Genomic DNA, 16,952 nt, shown 5'->3' with positions numbered 1-16,952 from the left:
CCGAAGGACTTCCGTGCCCGTGCAGACCGACCCCCGATCGAGCCGCGAGAACGCCGGGGCCCCGTTCGAGGGCCTCTCCCCCGTGGCCCAGCCCCTGACCGTCACCGAGGACCACCAGTGGGCGACCCTCGCGCACTTCGGCGGCGTCATCGGCTTCCTCCCCTCGTTCCTGCTCCACCGCGTCTTCCGCGGCCGGGGGCCGTTCACCGAGCAGGAGTCCATGGAGGCCATGAACTTCACCCTGCTGCCGACCCTCGTGGTGGTGGCGGGCATCCTGCTGGCCCCGGTGCCGTTCATCGGCTGGTTCTTCGCGCTCGCCGCCGCCGCAGCGTGGCTGCTGCTGGCCGTCGGGTCCCTGATCGGCGGGGTCCGCGTCAACCGGGGCGAGCCGCACCAGTACCGCTTCAACACCCGGCTCTACGACCGGCTCGCCGAGAAGCTGCGCGAGCGGTCCCGGGAGCGCACCGAGCGCGGCTGACACCGCTCCCCGTCCACGGGGGCGTCCCGCGGACGGGCCCGCCCGCCTCGGGCGGCAGAAGGGATCCGCGCGCTCAGGCGAGCAGCCGCCGCACCACGGCGTCGCCCAGGAGCCGGCCCCGCAGGGTCAGCACCACCGAGCCGCGCAGCGCCGCCGCGGGCTCCACGAGACCGTCGGCGATCAGCCCGGCGACCGCACCGCGCCCGCTCTCGGTCAGGGCGGTCGTGGGCAGACCGTCACGGATCCGGGCCTCCAGCATCACACGCTCGAGGTGCCGGGTCCCGGCGTCGAGGATCTCGCGCCCGGCCGCGGGCGACTGCTGCGCGCGCACCCGGTTGGTGTAGGGCACGGGGTGCTTGAGGTTCCACCAGCGCGTCCCGCCCACGTGCGAGTGCGCACCGGGGCCGATGCCCCACCAGTCCTGGTTGCGCCAGTACGCGAGGTTGTGCCGGCTGCGGTGGGCCCCGGGGTCCGCGCCGCCGGCGGGGCGGGCCCAGTTGCTCACCTCGTACCACTCGAAGCCGGCGTCCCCGAGGATCCGGTCCGCGAGCTCGTACTTGTCGGCCTGGTCGTCCTCGTCGATGGGCGGGACCTCCCCGCGCCGCATCCGCGCCGCGAGCTTCGTGCCGTCCTCGATGATCAGCGAGTACGCGGAGACGTGGTCCGGCTCGTAGCCCACCGCCGTGCGCACCGAGTGCTCCCAGTCGGCCAGGGACTCCCCGGGGGTGCCGTAGATGAGGTCCACGCTCACGCCCAGGCCCGCCTCGCGCGCCCACCGGACGGCGCGGGGCACGTTCTCCGGGTCGTGCGTGCGGTCCAGGACGGCGAGCACGTGGGGGACGGCCGACTGCATCCCGAAGGACACCCGGTTCACCCCGGCCGCCGCGAGCACCGCGAGGGACTCGGGCGTCACGGAGTCCGGATTGGCCTCGGTGGTCACCTCCGCGCCCTCGGCGAGCCCGAAGCTCTCCCGGGCCTGCGCCAGGATCGCCGCGAGGTCCTCGGCGGGCAGCAGCGTGGGGGTCCCGCCGCCGAAGAACACGCTGTGCAGCGGGCGGGGGGCGGCCCCGGAGTCCGCCAGCACCCGGTGCGCCCAGCGGACCTCCGCCGCGGCGTCGCCGGCGTAGGCGTCCTGGGACACCCCGGCGCCGAGCTCCACGGCCGTGTAGGTGTTGAAGTCGCAGTACCCGCACCGGACCGCGCAGAACGGCACGTGCACGTAGAGGCTGAGCGTGCGCCCGGCGGAGCCCTCCGCGGCGGAGGCCGGCAGCAGACCGTCGAGCGGGCCGGGCAGGCCCTCCGGCTGTGCGGGGGCCACTACTTCTTCTTGTCCTTCGCCCCGGCCTCGTCGGAGGACAGCGCCGCGACGAACGCCTCCTGGGGGACCTCCACGCGGCCCACCATCTTCATCCGCTTCTTGCCCTCCTTCTGCTTCTCGAGCAGCTTGCGCTTGCGCGAGATGTCACCGCCGTAGCACTTGGAGAGCACGTCCTTGCGGATCGCGCGGATGTTCTCGCGGGCGATCACCCGGGAGCCGATGGCCGCCTGGATGGGGACCTCGAACTGCTGGCGCGGGATGAGCTCGCGCAGCTTGCCGGTCATCATCACTCCGTAGGCGTACGCCTTGTCCCGGTGGGTGATCGCGCTGAAGGCGTCCACCGGCTCGCCCTGCAGGAGGATGTCCACCTTGACGAGGTCGGCGGCCTCCTCGCCCTCGGCCTTCCAGTCCAGGGACGCGTAGCCCTTGGTGCGCGACTTCAGCTGGTCGAAGAAGTCGAAGACGATCTCGGCGAGGGGCAGCCGGTAGCGCAGCTCCACCCGGTCCTCGGAGAGGTAGTCCATGCCCTTGAGCTGACCGCGCTTGGACTGGCACAGCTCCATGATCGCGCCGATGAACTCGGACGGCGCCAGCACCGTCGCGGCGACCATGGGCTCGCGGATCTCGGCGATCTTCCCCTCGGGGAACTCGGACGGGTTCGTGACCACGCGCTCGGAGCGGTCCTCGAGGGTGACGTTGTAGCTCACGGAGGGCGCCGTGGAGATCAGGTCGAGGTCGAACTCCCGCTCCAGCCGGTCCCGGGTGATCTCCAGGTGGAGCAGGCCCAGGAACCCGCAGCGGAACCCGAAGCCCAGGGCCGCGGAGTTCTCGGGCTCGTAGACCAGGGCGGCGTCGTTGAGCTGGAGCTTGTCGAGGGCGTCGCGCAGCACCGGGTAGTCGGAGCCGTCGATGGGGAAGAGCCCGGAGAAGACCATCGGCTTGGGGTCCTCGTAGCCGCCCAGGTTCTCGGCCGCCGGCCGCTGGTGGTTGGTCACGGTGTCGCCCACCCGGGACTGGCGCACGTCCTTGACCCCGGTGATGAGATAGCCCACCTCGCCCACGCCGAGCCCCTCCGTGGGCTTCGGCTCGGGCGAGATGACCCCGATCTCCAGCAGCTCGTGCTGGGCGCCGGTGGACATCATCCGGATCCGCTCGCGCGGGGTCAGCTTGCCGTCGACCACGCGGATGTAGGTGACCACGCCGCGGTAGGTGTCGTAGACGGAGTCGAAGATCATGGCCCGCGACGGCGCGTCGGCCCGGCCCTCCGGGGGCGGGACCTCCCGGACGATCCGGTCCAGCAGCGCCTCCACGCCCTCGCCGGTCTTCCCCGAGACCCGCAGCACGTCGTCCGGGTCCACGCCGATGAGGTTGCCCAGCTCCTGGGCGTACTTCTCCGGCTGGGCCGCGGGCAGGTCGATCTTGTTCAGCACCGGGATGATCGTGAGGTCGTTCTCCATGGCCAGGTAGAGGTTGGCCAGGGTCTGCGCCTCGATGCCCTGGGCGGCGTCCACCAGCAGCAGGGCCCCCTCGCACGCGGCCAGGGAGCGGGAGACCTCGTAGGTGAAGTCCACGTGGCCCGGGGTGTCGATCATGTTCAGGGCGTAGTCCGTGCCCGCCACGTTCCACGGCATCCGCACGGCCTGGGACTTGATGGTGATCCCGCGCTCGCGCTCGATGTCCATCCGGTCCAGGTACTGGGCCTTCATCTCCCGGGGCGTCACCACGCCGGTGGCCTGCAGCATCCGGTCCGCGAGCGTGGACTTCCCGTGGTCGATGTGGGCGATGATGCAGAAGTTGCGGAGGATCGACGGGTCGGTCGAGGCGGGAACCGGGGCATTGACGGCCAGCGGTGACACGGGCGGTCCTTTCTCCGGGAGATCGTCGCTTCCGGCAGGTCCTGGGGCTACCGGCGGGTGGATCGCGCCGGGGATTCAACTGTCCAGTTTCCCACGTTTGGCGGTGGGGGGCCATTTGACCGGCTGCGCCGTGGCCGGCGCGGACCGCTGGTGGTCGGCGCACGGGTCCGGACCGGGAGGATCGGCCGGCCGGTGGGACAATGGGCACTGTTCGGCGCAGCACCCGGCGCGGCGCCACCGACCCCAGGGGGCAGAGCCATGGGCCGTGACGACTTCCAGCTCTCCGTGGACGCCGCGGAGGTCTACGAGGCACAGTTCGTGCCGGCCCTGTTCGCCCGCTGGGCCCCGCACACGGTGCGGGCCGGCGGCGTTCGGCCCGGGCAGTCCGTGCTCGACGTCGCCTGCGGGACCGGCGTGGTCGCCCGGGAGGCGGCGCGCCTCCTGCAGGGCAGCGGACGCGTCGTGGGACTGGATGTGAACGCCGGGATGCTCGCCGTGGCCCGGCGCGTCGCGCCCGCGCTCGAGTGGGTCGAGGCAGACGCTCTCGACCTGCCGTTCCCGGACGGGTCCTTCGACGTGGTGCTGTGCCAGGCCGGCCTGATGTTCGTCGCGGACCCGGTGCGGGCCCTGCAGGAGATGGCCCGTGTGGCCGCCCCGGAGGGGACGGTCGCCGTGCAGGTCTGGGACGAGCTGCCCGCTCAGACGGCCTGGGTGCCGTTCTACGACGTCGTCGAGCGCCACGCGGGCCCGGACGCGGTCGACGTGATCGGTTCCTACTGGCGTCTGGGCGACCTCGCGGGGCTGCGCGACAGCCTCGCCGCGGCCGGGCTGCGGCCCGTCGACACGCTGACCCGCACCGACACCGCCGCCTTCCCGTCCGTCGACGGGTTCGTCGCGACCGAGGTCGGCGGCACCCCCCTGCGCAGCCGCCTCACGGACGAGGCCTACGCCCGGATCCTCGAGGGCGCGAGGGACGCCCTCGGCCCGTACCGGACCGGTGACGGAAGCCTGGAGCTGCCGATCCGGGGGCACGTCGTCACCGCCCGCCCGGAGCCCCGCACCAGCGGCCGGGACCCCGTAGGTACCCCTGCCGCCCCAGTCCGCCGCGGCGGACCGGCCGCTGGCTAGAGTGGACGCATGAGACTCGATCTCGGCACCCTGGCCCGGCTCGCCGCCCGCGCCGTGGACGCCTACCGGCGCGCCGGCGGTCGCGGCCCGGAGCGCCGCCGGCCGCACGGACGCGCCGCCCGGCCCACCGTGCCGTCCCGGGCCGGCGACGGCCGCACCGAGGGGCTGTCCCGTCCCTACCCCGGGGACTGGACCGGCCCCGTCCGGCCCGTCTACCGCCCGCTGTCCGACGGCGAGGCCGATCCCGGGGAGATCGTGTGGACCTGGGTGCCCTTCGAGGAGGACCACCGCCGCGGCAAGGACCGCCCGGTGCTCGTCGTGGACCGGGCCGGGGACCACCTGCTGTGCCTGATGCTCACCTCCCGGGACCGCAACAACGGGCTGGAGCAGGACCCCGCCTACGTGGACGTGGGGACGGGCCCGTGGGACCCCCGGGGCCGGCCGTCCGAGGTCAAGCTCGACCGCGTGGTCCAGGTGCTGCCCGCGGACGTCCGGCGGGAGGGCGCGGTCCTGCCCGAGCACCTCTTCGACCGGGTGGCCGGGCGGCTGCACCGCCTCCGCGGCTGAGCGCGCCGTCCCGCGGAGTGCCGCGTGTCGCCGCCGCCCGGCGGCGGGGCGCGGTCTGCTAGACTTTTCTGCTGTGTGTCCGCGCTGGTCGTCGGGCACTGCAGGGCGGTCGCCACACGGGCGTCCCCACTCCCACTCAGTCACATGACGGTCCTGTTTGCCCTCACTGACCGAATTCCGCACCCATCGCCAAGGAGTTACACGTGGCCAACATCAAGTCCCAGAAGAAGCGCAACCTCACCAACGAGAAGGCGCGTCTGCGCAACAACGCGTACAAGTCCGAGCTGAAGACGCTGGTCCGCCGCGTCGACGAGGCCGTCGGCGCCTCCGACAAGGAGACCGCCCAGGACGCCCTGCGCGTCGTCTCCCGCAAGCTCGACAAGGCCGTCAGCAAGGGCGTCCTGCACAAGAACAACGCGGCCAACAAGAAGTCCGGTCTGGCCAAGCTGGTCGCCAAGATCTGATCCCGGTTCTCCGCGAGCCGCGACCGCCGCACCGGCGGTCCGCACGGAGGCCCCGTCCCGCTCAGGGACGGGGCCTCCGTCGTGCGCGCTCCCCGGCTCAGCGCCGCCCGGACAGAGCGATCGTCGTGATGGCCCGCTCCACCGCGTAGGCCGGGTCCCGGCCCTCGCCCTTGACCTGCGCGTCGGCCTCGGCCAGCGCCCGCAGCGCCCGCACGAGGTCCTCCTCGGAGAAGCGCCGCGACTCCTCCTGCGCCCGCTCCACCTGCCACGGGGCCGCCCCGATGCGCTGGGCGAGCTGTCCCGCGCCGCCCCGGGTCCCGTGCACCTGGGCGATGGTGCGCAGCTTGGCCGCCAGCGCCCCGACCATCGGGACGGGGTCCACCCCGGTGTCGAGAGCCTGGCGCCACAGCTTGAGGGCGCTCTCGGCGCGTCCGGCGAGGGCGGCGTCCGCGACCTTGAACGCGGTGGCCTCCACGCGCCCGCCGTAGTACTTCTCGACGTCGTCGAAGCTGATGCTCTCGGGCCCGTCGGAGAGCAGCTGGGCGCACGCGGCGGCCAGCTCCGCCGTGCTGCTGCCCACGGCCGCCGCCAGGGCACGGGCGGCGTCCGGGTCGATGCGGCGCCGGTGGGTGCGGAACTCGGTGACGATGAAGTCGGTCTTGTCGCGGTCGTTCTTGAGGGGCTTGCACTCCACGACGGCGGCGCCGGCGGCCTTGAGGGCGTCGAGGAGCTTCTTGCCGCGGTTGCCGCCGCTGTGCTCCCACAGCACGACGACGTCCGGGTCGGGTGCCTGGACGTAGGCCAGGCCGTCGGCGAGGCAGTCGTCGTTCATGGCCGCGAGGTTGCTGACGTGGATGAGCTTGGCGTCGTCGAACAGGGAGGGGCTGGCGAGCGCGGCGAGCTGTCCGGGGGCGTAGGCGGCGGCGTCGACGGTGGAGAGCTCCACGGGTCCGCGCTGGTCCTTGAGGGCGGTGCGGACGCGGTCGCGGGCGCGGGCGGCGAGGTAGTCCTCGGGGCCGGTGAGCAGGATGAGCGGGGTGGGCTCGACGTCGCGCCAGGTGGGTCCGGCGGTGGGTGCGGGGCGCCTCGGTGGGGTCATGGCCGCGTCCTCCTGTGTGGCGGCCGGTCCGGGCCGCGTGCTGGGGTGGGGTGGGTCCCAGCTTCCCACGTCCGGGCGACATCCGGTGGCGCGCTGGCCCCGGCAGGGGGTTCGGGGACTCGCCGGCGCCGGAGGACGGTGGAACCGGCCGCCGGCCTCCTGTACCGTCGGCAACGGCATGCGTGATCCCCGTCACCCCTCGAAGGACGACCCATGACCGTGCTCCGCCGCTTCGCCGTCCCGGCCCTCGTCCTGGGCGTCCTGGGCATGACCGTCTCCCCCGCGGCGGCCGACGGGACCGGCCCCGACACGGTGTCCGTCACCGGGCCCGACACGGTGTCCGTCACCGGCCCCGACGCGGTGTCCGTCACCGGGTCCGACACGGTGTCCGTCGGCGGGTCCGTCACCGGGCCCGTCGCCGAGAGCGCGCCCGCCGCCGCGTCCGGCGCTCCGGGCTACGCCGTGGCCGGAGCGGGCGTGCTGGCCGTGATCGGCTCCGGCGTCGTCGCCCGGCGCCGCGGCGGCGGTCTCCCCTGACGTCCCGCACCGGCGGGTCCTCGCGGCCCGGGTCCCGGAGGAGAAAGGCTCGGGCGCCCGGTCGCCGGCGCTAGTCTGGGGGCACTGTCGAGCGATCGAGGCCTCCGTGAGTACTTCCTGGCACACCAGTCCTGCCGCGGCCGTCACGGCACAACTCGACGTGGACCCGGCGCGGGGACTGTCGAGCGAGCACGTCGCCGAGCGAGCCCGGCGGCACGGCCCCAACGTGCTGGCCGAGGCCGCCGGGGTGCCGGTCTGGCGCAAGGTCCTGGGCCTCCTCTCGGACCGGATGACCATCGTGCTGCTGGTCGCGGCGCTCGTCTCCGCGCTGGTGTCCCAGGAGTGGAAGACGCCGGTGGTGATCCTGCTCGTGGTCGGCTTCAACACGGTGCTCAACTACGTCCAGCAGGCGCGGGCCGAGTCCTCCCTGGCGGCCCTGCGCACGATGTCCGTGGTCACCGCACGGGTCCGCCGGGACGGGCACGAGGTGGAGGTGGACCAGGCCGAGCTGGTGCCCGGGGACATCGTGCTGCTGGAGGCCGGGGACCTGGTCCCCGCCGACGCCCGGGTGCTCGAGGCGGCCCAGCTGCAGGTCGCCGAGGCGGCTCTGACCGGGGAGTCCCAGCCGGTGGACAAGAACCCCGCCGTGGTCCCCGATCCGGACGTGCCGCTCGGAGACCGGTCCAACCTGGTCTTCATGGGTACCGAGGTCACCCGGGGGCGCGGCGTCGCCGTGGTCACCGGCACCGGCACGACCACGCAGATGGGATCGATCGCCGGGATGCTCGAGACCGCCGGCGAGGCCCGGACCCCGCTGCAGCGCCGGATCGACCGCCTGGCCCGTCTGCTGACGCTCGTCGCCTTCGTGGTCGTGGGCGTCGTCGTCGTCCTCGGCCTGGTCCGCGGGCAGCCCTGGACGGAGCTCATGCTGACGGCCGTGTCCCTGGCCGTGGCCACCATGCCGGAGGGGCTTCCCGCGGTCGTCGCCTTCACCCTGGCGATGGGCGCCCACCGGCTGGCCCGGCGCGGGGTGATCGTCAAGCAGCTCTCGGCGGTGGAGACCCTCGGCTCCACCACGCACATCGCCACGGACAAGACCGGGACCCTCACCCTCAACGCGATGACGGTGCGGAGGCTGGTCCTGGACGGCTCCGCGTACCACGTCACCGGCGAGGGCTACTCCACGGACGGGCGCATCGTCGGTCCCGACGACGTGCCGGCCCGGCCCGCGCCCGAGATCTACCTCGCCATGGCGCTGTGCAACAACGCCACCGTGCGCGACGGGCAGACGATGGGCGATCCCACGGAGGGCGCGCTGGTCGTGCTGGCCCACAAGGGCGGCGTGGACGTCGAGGGGGCACGCCAGGAGCACCCGCGCGTGGCGGAGGTGCCCTTCGACTCCGCCTACAGGTTCCACGCCACCTTCCACGAACGGACCGCCGTCCCCGGGACCACCGCGGCCGCCGGCTACCAGATGTTCGTCAAGGGCGCTCCGGGGGTGCTGCTGGACCTGGCCGACTCCGTCCTCACCGCCGAGGGCCCCCGGCCCCTCACCGCCGAGGACCCCGCCCGCATTCTCGCCGGCGTCGACGAGCTGGCCGGGCAGGGACTGCGCACCCTGCTGATCGCCGGCGGCCGCCTCGACAGCGGCGGACCCGGCGCGGGTCCGCTGCCCGACGACGGAGCGCAGCTGCGGGACCTCGTGACCGGCCTGACCCTGTACGGTCTCGTGGGCATCATGGACCCGCCGCGGCCGGAGGCCGCCGACGCCATCGCCGCGGCCCACGGCGCGGGCATCGCCGTGCACATGATCACCGGCGACCACCTCCGCACCGCCTCGGCCATTGCCCGGTCCCTCGGGATCCCGGCACGGGCCGTCTCCGGAGCGGACCTCGACGCGATGGACGACTCCGAGCTGGCCGACCGCGCGTCCGGCTACGGGGTGCTGGCCCGGGTCGCCCCCGAGCACAAGATCCGCTTCGTGAAGGCCCTGCAGAGCAACGGGCAGGTGGTGGCGATGACCGGCGACGGGGTCAACGACGCCCCCGCCCTGAAGCAGGCCGACATCGGCATCGCCATGGGCATCACCGGCACCGACGTGGCCAAGGGCGCCGCCCGGATGATCCTCACCGACGACAACTTCGCCACCATCGTGGCCGCTGTCGAGGGCGGACGCGGCATCTACGACAACATCCTCAAGTTCGTGCGCTTCCAGCTCTCCACGACCTGGGGTTTCGTCATGATCTTCCTGATCTGCGGGGTGACCGGGCTCGCCGGCGGGGCGCCGTTCACGGCCCTGCAGATCCTGTGGGTGAACATCATCATGGACGGTCCCCCCGCCCTGGCCCTGGGGGTGGACCCCGCCGATCCCGAGGTGATGCGCCGGCGCCCGCGCCCGCCCGGGGAGGCCCTGCTGAACCGGGGACGGGTGGCGCGCATCCTGCTGGCCGCGACCGTGATGACCGCGGGCACCCTGTCCGTGCTGCTGCTGGTCGACACGTGGTTCCCCGGCATCTCCGCGGCCGCGGCCACGGCCCTGGCGTTCACGACCTTCGTCTTCTTCCAGGTCTTCAACCTGCTCAACGTCCGCTCGGAGAACCGCACCGTGTTCAGCCGGCGCACGTTCACCAACCGGGCCGTCTGGGTGGCCCTCCTCGCGGTCGTGGTCCTGCAGGCCGCGGTGGTGCAGGTCCCGGTGCTGCAGGGCGTGTTCGACACCGCCGCGCTGACCGGCGCCCAGTGGCTCGTGGCCGTGACGATCGGTTCCACGATCCTGTGGGCCGAGGAGCTGCGCAAGCTCGCCGGGCGGCCCCGGCGCTGAACGCCGGTGCCGCCAGGCGAGCACCGTCATCACAGGGGCACGGCGAGCAGCCGCTGCTCCTGGTGCACGAGCGCCACGCCGCCGTGCTCGTCGGTGCGCACGAGCGGGACGCCGCGGCTCCGGAGGTGGGCGAGGATCCGGGGGTGGGGGTGGCCGTAGTCGTTGCCGCGGCCGACGGAGACGACGGCCAGCCGGGGGTCGGCGGCGTCGATGATCGCGGTGCCGCCGTTGCGGGCGCCGTGGTGGGAGACCTTGAGGACGTCGACGTCGACGAGGGGGCCGGCGGTGCGGAGGAGGGCCCGGGCGCCTTCCTCCTCGAGGTCCCCGGTGAGCAGCCACGAGGTGGTCCTGCCGTCCTCGCCGGTGAGCTCGGCGCGCAGCACGAGGGAGGCGTTGTTCTCGTCGGAGGACGACGGGTCGCTCCAGCGCCCCGGCGCGGTGGGGCCGGGGGCGAGGACGGTCAGGCGCAGCCCGCCGAGCGTGCGGGTCTCCCCCGCGTGCGGGCGGTGGGCGGGGGTGCCGGGCAGGGACCGGGTCAGCTCGTCCGGCGGCGCGGCGGCCGCCGTGGCGTACCAGACCTCGCCGACCCGGCCGTGCCGCGCGAGGGCGGGCAGGCCGCCGGTGTGGTCGGCGTGGGCGTGGCTGAGCACCACGAGGTCCAGGTGCTCGATCCCGCTGCGGCGCAGGCACCGTGCGAGGGCCCGGGGGTCGGGCCCGGTGTCCACGAGCACGGCCCGGCCGGGCCCGGTGCGCAGCAGCACGGCATCGCCCTGGCCCACGTCGCACAGCACGGCCTCCCACGCCGGCGGCGGACGCCGGGCGTCCACGGCGGCGCGGACGGCGAGCAGCACCACCAGGAGCAGCACCGCCGCGGCGGCCGCCGTGCGTCGCCGGCGGCGCCGGCGGGCCTGCGCCCGCCACCGCTCCTCCGGGACCGGGGCCGGGGCGGGGTCCGTGCGCAGGGTCCCGGCGCACGGTGCGGGACGTCGCCGGCGCACGTCGAGGGCGTGCACGGCGGCCAGCACCGAGGAGCTCGCCAGGACCATCAGGAGCACACCGGGCAGGCCCGCGGGCCAGGGGGCCAGCGCCCCGGGGGCACCGGCCAGCGCCCGGGCGGTCCCGGCGAGCAGACCCGCCCCGGCCGAGCCGACCCCCAGGGGCAGCACGGCCGCCGCGGCTCCCGCAGGGTCGGGGAGGTTCAGCAGGAGCAGGCCGGCGAGCCCGCAGACGGTCACCACCGGCACCAGCGGGGCGGCGAGCACGTTGGCCGGCAGGGAGTACACGGGCACGGCGGGCTGAAGGAGCACCAGCACGGGCGCGCACCACAGCTGGGCGGCCGCCGGGATCGCGACCGCCACGGCGAGCACGTCGGGGACGCGGGCGCCCAGCCACCGGGTCAGGGGACGTCCGCTGACCACGATGCCCGCGGTCGCCAGCACGGAGAGGACGAAGCCGTACTCGGCGGCGAGCGCGGGCCGGACGACGACGAGGGCGATCACGGCGCCCGAGAGGGTGGCCAGGGACACGGCCGTGCGGCCCGTGAGGAGGCTGAGCGCGGCGAGCCCGCCCATCACGGCGGCGCGCAGCACGGACGGATCGGGGCCGACGAGGAGCACGAACGCCGCCAGGGCGCCGAGCCCGGCCGTCAGGCAGGTGCGCCGTCCGGCGCCGAGGGACAGGGCGGCGTGCCCGGCCAGGGCCGTGACGAGGGCGCAGTTGGCGCCGGAGACGGCCGTCAGGTGGGTGAGCCCGGTGTCCCGCATGGCCTGCTCGAGCTCCGGGCCGATCCCGGAGCGCTCGCCGAAGGTCATCCCCGGGAGCAGCCCCGCGGCGTCGGGGCCGAGGCCGGCGGTGGCGAGCACGAAGCGCTCCCGGACCTGCTCGCGCGGGCCGGGCCGCTCCTCCGGGAGGTCGGCGGGCGGCGCGGCGGCGCGCAGCACCGGAGGGCCGGGGGACGGCGGGCCGGCGGTGAGCACCGCGGTGATCCGCCGGCCCGGGACCAGAGCGGCCCACGCGGGTCCGTCCGCGAAGACGGTGGCCGCGACGTCCACCGGCCCGCCGCGGCCCCCGTGGACGACGTGCTCCAGGCGCAGCTCGAGGACCACTCCGGTGCGGTCCTCGCCCCCGTGGGCGGCCCCGGCGGCGGGGGCGGCCCACCGCCGGGGCGGTCCGGTCACCTCGGCGGTGACGGCCAGCGTCCCGCCCCCGGCGAGCGCTTCCCCGAACGGGCCGGAGGAGGTGTCGTGCCGGGCGGCCGTGCTGCTCAGGAGCACGGCCGTGACGGCGAGGGCGCTCAGGGCCACGGCCGACCACGGCACGGCCCGCCACACCCCGGCGGCGGGCCGCCCGCGCGGGACGTGCTCGCGCCGGAGGAGGGATGCCGCGGCGCGGACCAGGACGGGGCCGAGCACCAGCGCCGCCAGGTACAGCGCCCCGCCGGCCGCGGCCCGGTCCGGGGGCAGGTGGACGGCGAGCAGTCCCGTGAGCCACGCGCCGAGGGCCGCGGGAACGAGCCGCAGGTCCCAGGTGCGTCCCGGGGCACGGGCATCGCGGTGCTCCTGGTGCTCCAGGGCCCGGGCCCACCAGGCGACGGGGTGCTTCACACGCTCACCAGCGGGCCGAGGGCCTCCATCAGGGTGGGACCGATCCCCGGCACGGCGTCGAGGTCGGCGACGGCGGCGAAACCGCCGTGCTGCTGCCGGAACTCCACGATCCGTGCGGCCAGCACCGGGCCGACCCGCGGCAGGGACTCCAGCTCCGCCGCGGTCGCCGTGTTGAGGTCCAGCGTCCCGGACGGGTCCGGGACGCCCGCCCCCGCGGGCCCGGCCGGCGCTCCGGGGTTCGCGGGGACCGGGGCCGCGGGCGCATTCGGGGCCGGGCCCCCGGTGCCCGGGGCGGGAGCGGTGTCGCGGTCCGGGACGAGCACCTGCTGACCGTCCGTGACGGGGGCGGCCAGGTTCACGGTGTCCGTCACCGCGGCGTCGGTGAGGCCTCCGGCGGCCTCGACGGCGTCGACGACCCGCGCCCCGGCCGCGACGGACACGACGCCGGGACGGGCCACCTCCCCGGTCACGTGGACGACGAGCACCGATCCTGCCGAGGGCGTCGGCGCGGCGGGAGGTCCCGCCGGGTCCGCCCCGGACCCGGTCTCCGCGCCGGCCCCGCCGCCGGGGTCCGCACCGGGCTCGGCTCCGGCCGCGTGGCCCTGCCCCGGCTCCTGCCCGGCGCCCTGCTCGCCGGCGGGCTCCACCGCGCCCTCCAGGTCCGCCTCGGCGAGGACGGGACGGCCGGCGGTCTCCGGGACCTCGCCCGTGCCCTGCCCGGGCCCCAGGACGGTCCAGGCGAGCCAGGCGAGCGCGGCCAGGGCGAGCAGCAGCAGGGTGCCGGGGACCCGGGTCCTGGCCGCGACCTTCCGGCGGTGGCCGGGGACCGGCCTCGGCGGCGGGCCCGCGTCCGGGCCCGCCTGTTCCCGGGCGGCGGGGCGGGCGCCGGCGTCGGCCAGGAGCGCCGCCAGCCGCTCCTCGGGCGCCGGGTTCCCGGTCACCGCACGGTCCACGGCCGACGGGGCGGGCGTCGACGGGGCGTCAGGCACGGGCAGGGCGATAGCCGCAGGCAGGGCGCCGGGCAGGGCTCCAGTCGCAGGCAGGGCGCCGGGCAGGGCTCCAGTCGCAGGCAGGGCGCCGGGCAGGGCGCCGGCCGCAGGCGGGGTGGAGGCCGCTCGCCGTCGGGCGCGCGGTGCGGTACCGGTCATGTCCCCAGCTCATCCCGGCCGGACACACCGGGGGGCCGCCCGGGGCCCGGCTGGGGACGCGCACGGGCCCGGAGGGCGCCTGTGGAGCCCGGGCACCGGGGCGGGCCCTCAGGGGCCGACCCTGGCCTTCAGGGGCCGACCCTGGCCTTCAGGGGCCGAGCCTGGCCTTCAGGGACCGGGCCGGACCGTCTCAGGGACCGGGCCGGACCGTCAGGGCCCGCACCGCGGCACCGGGGGCCGGGCGGGGCGTCGTCGTGCTCCCCGCGCGGAGCCCCCGGATCAGGCCACGATGTTGACGAGCTTGGGCGCGCGGACGATGACCTTGCGGATCTCGGCGTCGCCCAGCTGGCGGCGGATCGTCTCCGAGCCCAGTGCCAGCTCGCGCAGCGCGTCCTCGCCGATGTCGGCGGGCACCTCGAGCCGGTCCCGGACCTTGCCCTTGATCTGCACCACGGCGGTGACGGTGTCGTCCACCAGCAGCTCCGGGTCGACCTCGGGCCAGCCGGCGACGACGACGGAGCCCTCGTGGCCCAGCGCGTGCCACATGTCCTCGGCCGTGTACGGGGCGACCAGCGACAGCAGGACCGCGACGGCCTCCGTGGCCTCGCGCACGGCCGGGTCCGCGGGTCCGCAGCCGGAGTCGATGGCCTTGCGGACCACGTTGACCAGCTCCATGGTCTTGGCGATCACCACGTTGAACTTCGAGGCGTCGAGCAGCTGGGCGGCGTCGTCGACGGCCCGGTGGGTCGCCCGCCGCACGGAGGGGTCCCCGGCCGCCGGGTCGGTCCCCGGGGCGGAGGCCACGTCCTGGGCCAGCCGCCAGGCCCGGGCCAGGAACTTCTGCGAGCCCTGCGGGGACACGTCGGCCCAGTCCACGTCGTCCTCGGGCGGGGAGGCGAAGACCATGGTCAGGCGCACGGCGTCGACGCCGAACCGGTCGAGCTGCTCGCCCAGGTCCACGCCGTTGCCCAGGGACTTGGACATCGCCCGGCCCCCGTTGAGCACCTGGCCCTGGTTCAGCAGCGCCTTGAACGGCTCGGTGAAGTCCACCAGCCCCAGGTCGAAGAGCACCTTGGTGAAGAACCGGGAGTAGAGCAGGTGCAGGATCGCGTGCTCCACGCCGCCCACGTACTGGTCCACGGGCAGCCACTTGCGGGTCTCCTCGAGGTCGAACGCGGCGTTCTCGTCGTTCGGGGAGGCGAAGCGCAGGTAGTACCAGGAGGAGTCCACGAAGGTGTCCATGGTGTCGGTGTCCCGCAGGGCGGGACCGCCGCAGGAGGGGCACTCGACGTGCACCCAGGACTCGGCGGCCGCGAGCGGGGACCGGCCCTTGGGCGCGAGCTGCTCGCCGCGCAGGTCGTCGGGCAGCCGCACGGGCAGCTGGTCCTCGGGCACCGGCACCTCGCCGCAGGCCCCGCAGTGCACGATGGGGATGGGCGCCCCCCAGAAGCGCTGGCGGGACAGCAGCCAGTCGCGCAGCCGGAAGTTGACCTGGCGGTTGCCCGTCCCGGCGGCCTCGACCAAGCCGATGGCGCGCTCGACGGCCTCGGTCTTCTCCAGCCCGGACAGCTCGCCCGAGTTGATCAGGGTGCCCTCGCCCGTGGTGGCGTTCCCGGTCTCGGCGGGATCTTCCTCCCCCGTGTCCAGCACCGCGCGCACGGGCAGGCCGAAGGTGCGGGCGAAGTCGAGGTCGCGCTGGTCGTGGGCGGGCACGGCCATGATCGCGCCCGTGCCGTAGTCGGCCAGCACGTAGTCCGCGGCCCATACGGGCAGCTTCTCGCCGTTGAGCGGGTTGACCGCGTGGCGGCCCAGGAACACCCCGGTCTTCTGCCGGTCGGTGGCCTGGCGTTCGATGTCGGACAGGGCCTTGACCTGCTCGCGGTAGGCGGCCAGCTCCGCGGCGTGCTCGGGGGCGACGATCTCCCCGGCCAGCTCCGCGTCCGCGGCGACCACGAAGAACGTGGCGCCGTAGAGGGTGTCGGGGCGGGTCGTGAACACGGTCACGTCGCGGTCCGTCCCGTTCTCGCCGGCGCCCTCGACGGCGAAGCGCACGTGGGCGCCCTCGGAGCGACCGATCCAGTTGCGCTGCATGGCCAGCACCCGCTCGGGCCAGTGCCCCTCGAGCGCGGCCATGTCCTCGAGCAGCCGGTCGGCGTAGTCGGTGATCTTGAAGTACCACTGGTTCAGGGCCTTCTTGGTCACCGGGGTGTGGCAGCGCTCGCACGCCCCGTTGACGACCTGCTCGTTGGCGAGCACCGTCTGGTCCTTGGGGCACCAGTTGACCGGCGAGTTCTTCCGGTACGCGAGTCCCTTGGCGTGGAACTGCAGGAACAGCCACTGGGTCCACCGGTAGTACTCGGGATCGGAGGTGTGGATCTCCCGGGACCAGTCGGCGCTGATCGCGTAGCGCTGGAAGGAGGCCTTCTGGGTCTCGATGTTGGCGTAGGTCCACTCCGCCGGGTGCGCGTCGCGCTTGATCGCGGCGTTCTCCGCGGGCAGCCCGAAGGAGTCCCAGCCGATCGGGTGCAGCACGTCGTAGCCGCGCTGGCGCCAGTACCGGGCCACCACGTCGCCCATCGCGAACGCCTCCGCGTGCCCCATGTGCAGGTCGCCCGAGGGGTACGGGAACATGTCGAGGACGTAGCGGCGCTCCCGCGTGCCGTCGTCGACGGGCGCGTAGACCTGCTGCTCCGCCCAGAACGACGGCCACGTCGCCTCGATGGCGCGGAAGTCGTACCCGGTGCTCTCGGTCGTGTGCTGCTGTTCGGTCACGGTCCTCGCCTTCGCGGTGGTGGACCGCCGCCGGCCTCGGAGCGGGCGGCGCGCGGTCGCGTGGGCGGCAGCCGGGCATCACGGATGCCCGGCGGTGCGCCGACGGTGGTGGAATCCGTCCCATCCTAGCCCAGGGCCGCCCGGCGTCCCGGCCCGCAGCC

At 74.9% G+C, this 16,952-nt stretch carries 12 protein-coding genes; 6 read left to right on the top strand and 6 right to left on the bottom strand.

Annotated elements, in window-relative coordinates; genetic code table 11:
- Positions 1-13 precede the first annotated feature (13 nt).
- On the top strand, positions 14-478 hold the full coding sequence (locus tag RCG67_RS06210) for a DUF4870 domain-containing protein (protein ID WP_368825304.1): 465 nt from the start codon (positions 14-16) through the stop codon (positions 476-478).
- Between the two features lie 73 nt (positions 479-551).
- On the opposite strand, the gene hemW is transcribed toward RCG67_RS06210, so the two are convergent.
- Both hemW and lepA read right to left on the bottom strand, forming a co-directional pair.
- The gene (hemW, locus tag RCG67_RS06205; protein ID WP_368825303.1) at positions 552-1,796 is read right to left on the bottom strand and encodes a radical SAM family heme chaperone HemW; all 1,245 of its coding nucleotides are present in this window, start codon (positions 1,794-1,796) and stop codon (positions 552-554) included.
- Positions 1,796-3,652, bottom strand: coding sequence for a translation elongation factor 4 (gene lepA, locus RCG67_RS06200; protein WP_058873593.1), 1,857 nt, complete (start codon positions 3,650-3,652; stop codon positions 1,796-1,798). Before lepA ends, hemW begins: the two co-directional genes overlap by 1 nt.
- A 258-nt stretch (positions 3,653-3,910) precedes the next feature.
- Here lepA and RCG67_RS06195 point away from each other — a divergent pair, with 258 nt between their 5' ends.
- The 3 genes from RCG67_RS06195 to rpsT all read left to right on the top strand — a co-directional run bounded on the left by RCG67_RS06195 (position 3,911) and on the right by rpsT (position 5,811).
- Positions 3,911-4,780 carry a methyltransferase domain-containing protein gene (locus tag RCG67_RS06195; RefSeq protein WP_368825302.1) on the top strand — a complete coding sequence of 290 codons (870 nt, stop codon included), beginning with the start codon at positions 3,911-3,913 and terminating at the stop codon, positions 4,778-4,780.
- A 9-nt stretch (positions 4,781-4,789) separates the two neighbouring features.
- A complete protein-coding gene (locus tag RCG67_RS06190) occupies positions 4,790-5,347 on the top strand; it encodes a type II toxin-antitoxin system PemK/MazF family toxin (RefSeq protein ID WP_368825301.1) in 558 nt (185 codons plus the stop codon).
- A gap of 203 nt (positions 5,348-5,550) precedes the next feature.
- The gene (gene rpsT / locus RCG67_RS06185; RefSeq protein WP_058873591.1) at positions 5,551-5,811 is read left to right on the top strand and encodes a 30S ribosomal protein S20; all 261 of its coding nucleotides are present in this window, start codon (positions 5,551-5,553) and stop codon (positions 5,809-5,811) included.
- 97 nt (positions 5,812-5,908) lie between these two features.
- On the opposite strand, the gene holA is transcribed toward rpsT, so the two are convergent.
- Positions 5,909-6,910 carry a DNA polymerase III subunit delta gene (gene holA, locus RCG67_RS06180; RefSeq protein WP_368825300.1) on the bottom strand — a complete coding sequence of 334 codons (1,002 nt, stop codon included), beginning with the start codon at positions 6,908-6,910 and terminating at the stop codon, positions 5,909-5,911.
- 213 nt (positions 6,911-7,123) lie between these two features.
- Here holA and RCG67_RS06175 point away from each other — a divergent pair, with 213 nt between their 5' ends.
- Together RCG67_RS06175 and RCG67_RS06170 are read left to right on the top strand one after the other, a co-directional pair.
- Positions 7,124-7,447, top strand: a complete 324-nt coding sequence (locus tag RCG67_RS06175) for a hypothetical protein (protein WP_368825299.1) — start codon at positions 7,124-7,126, stop codon at positions 7,445-7,447.
- 106 nt (positions 7,448-7,553) lie between these two features.
- Complete coding sequence (locus RCG67_RS06170; RefSeq protein ID WP_368825298.1) at positions 7,554-10,268, top strand: cation-translocating P-type ATPase; 2,715 nt, start codon at positions 7,554-7,556, stop codon at positions 10,266-10,268.
- 29 nt (positions 10,269-10,297) lie between these two features.
- On the opposite strand, the gene RCG67_RS06165 is transcribed toward RCG67_RS06170, so the two are convergent.
- The 3 genes from RCG67_RS06165 to leuS all read right to left on the bottom strand — a co-directional run bounded on the left by RCG67_RS06165 (position 10,298) and on the right by leuS (position 16,791).
- The gene (locus RCG67_RS06165) at positions 10,298-12,871 is read right to left on the bottom strand and encodes a ComEC/Rec2 family competence protein (RefSeq protein ID WP_368825297.1); all 2,574 of its coding nucleotides are present in this window, start codon (positions 12,869-12,871) and stop codon (positions 10,298-10,300) included.
- Complete coding sequence (locus tag RCG67_RS06160; protein WP_368825296.1) at positions 12,868-13,860, bottom strand: ComEA family DNA-binding protein; 993 nt, start codon at positions 13,858-13,860, stop codon at positions 12,868-12,870. Before RCG67_RS06160 ends, RCG67_RS06165 begins: the two co-directional genes overlap by 4 nt.
- 438 nt (positions 13,861-14,298) lie before the next feature.
- Entirely contained in the window at positions 14,299-16,791 is a 2,493-nt protein-coding gene (gene leuS / locus RCG67_RS06155; protein WP_368825295.1) for a leucine--tRNA ligase, read from the bottom strand.
- Positions 16,792-16,952 lie beyond the last annotated feature (161 nt).

This window comes from Kocuria cellulosilytica, assembly GCF_040981245.1.
GTDB classification, from domain to species: Bacteria; Actinomycetota; Actinomycetes; order Actinomycetales; family Micrococcaceae; genus Kocuria; species Kocuria cellulosilytica.
Note: the sequence above shows the minus strand (reverse complement) of the source record. Positions and strands in the feature narration are given on the sequence as shown.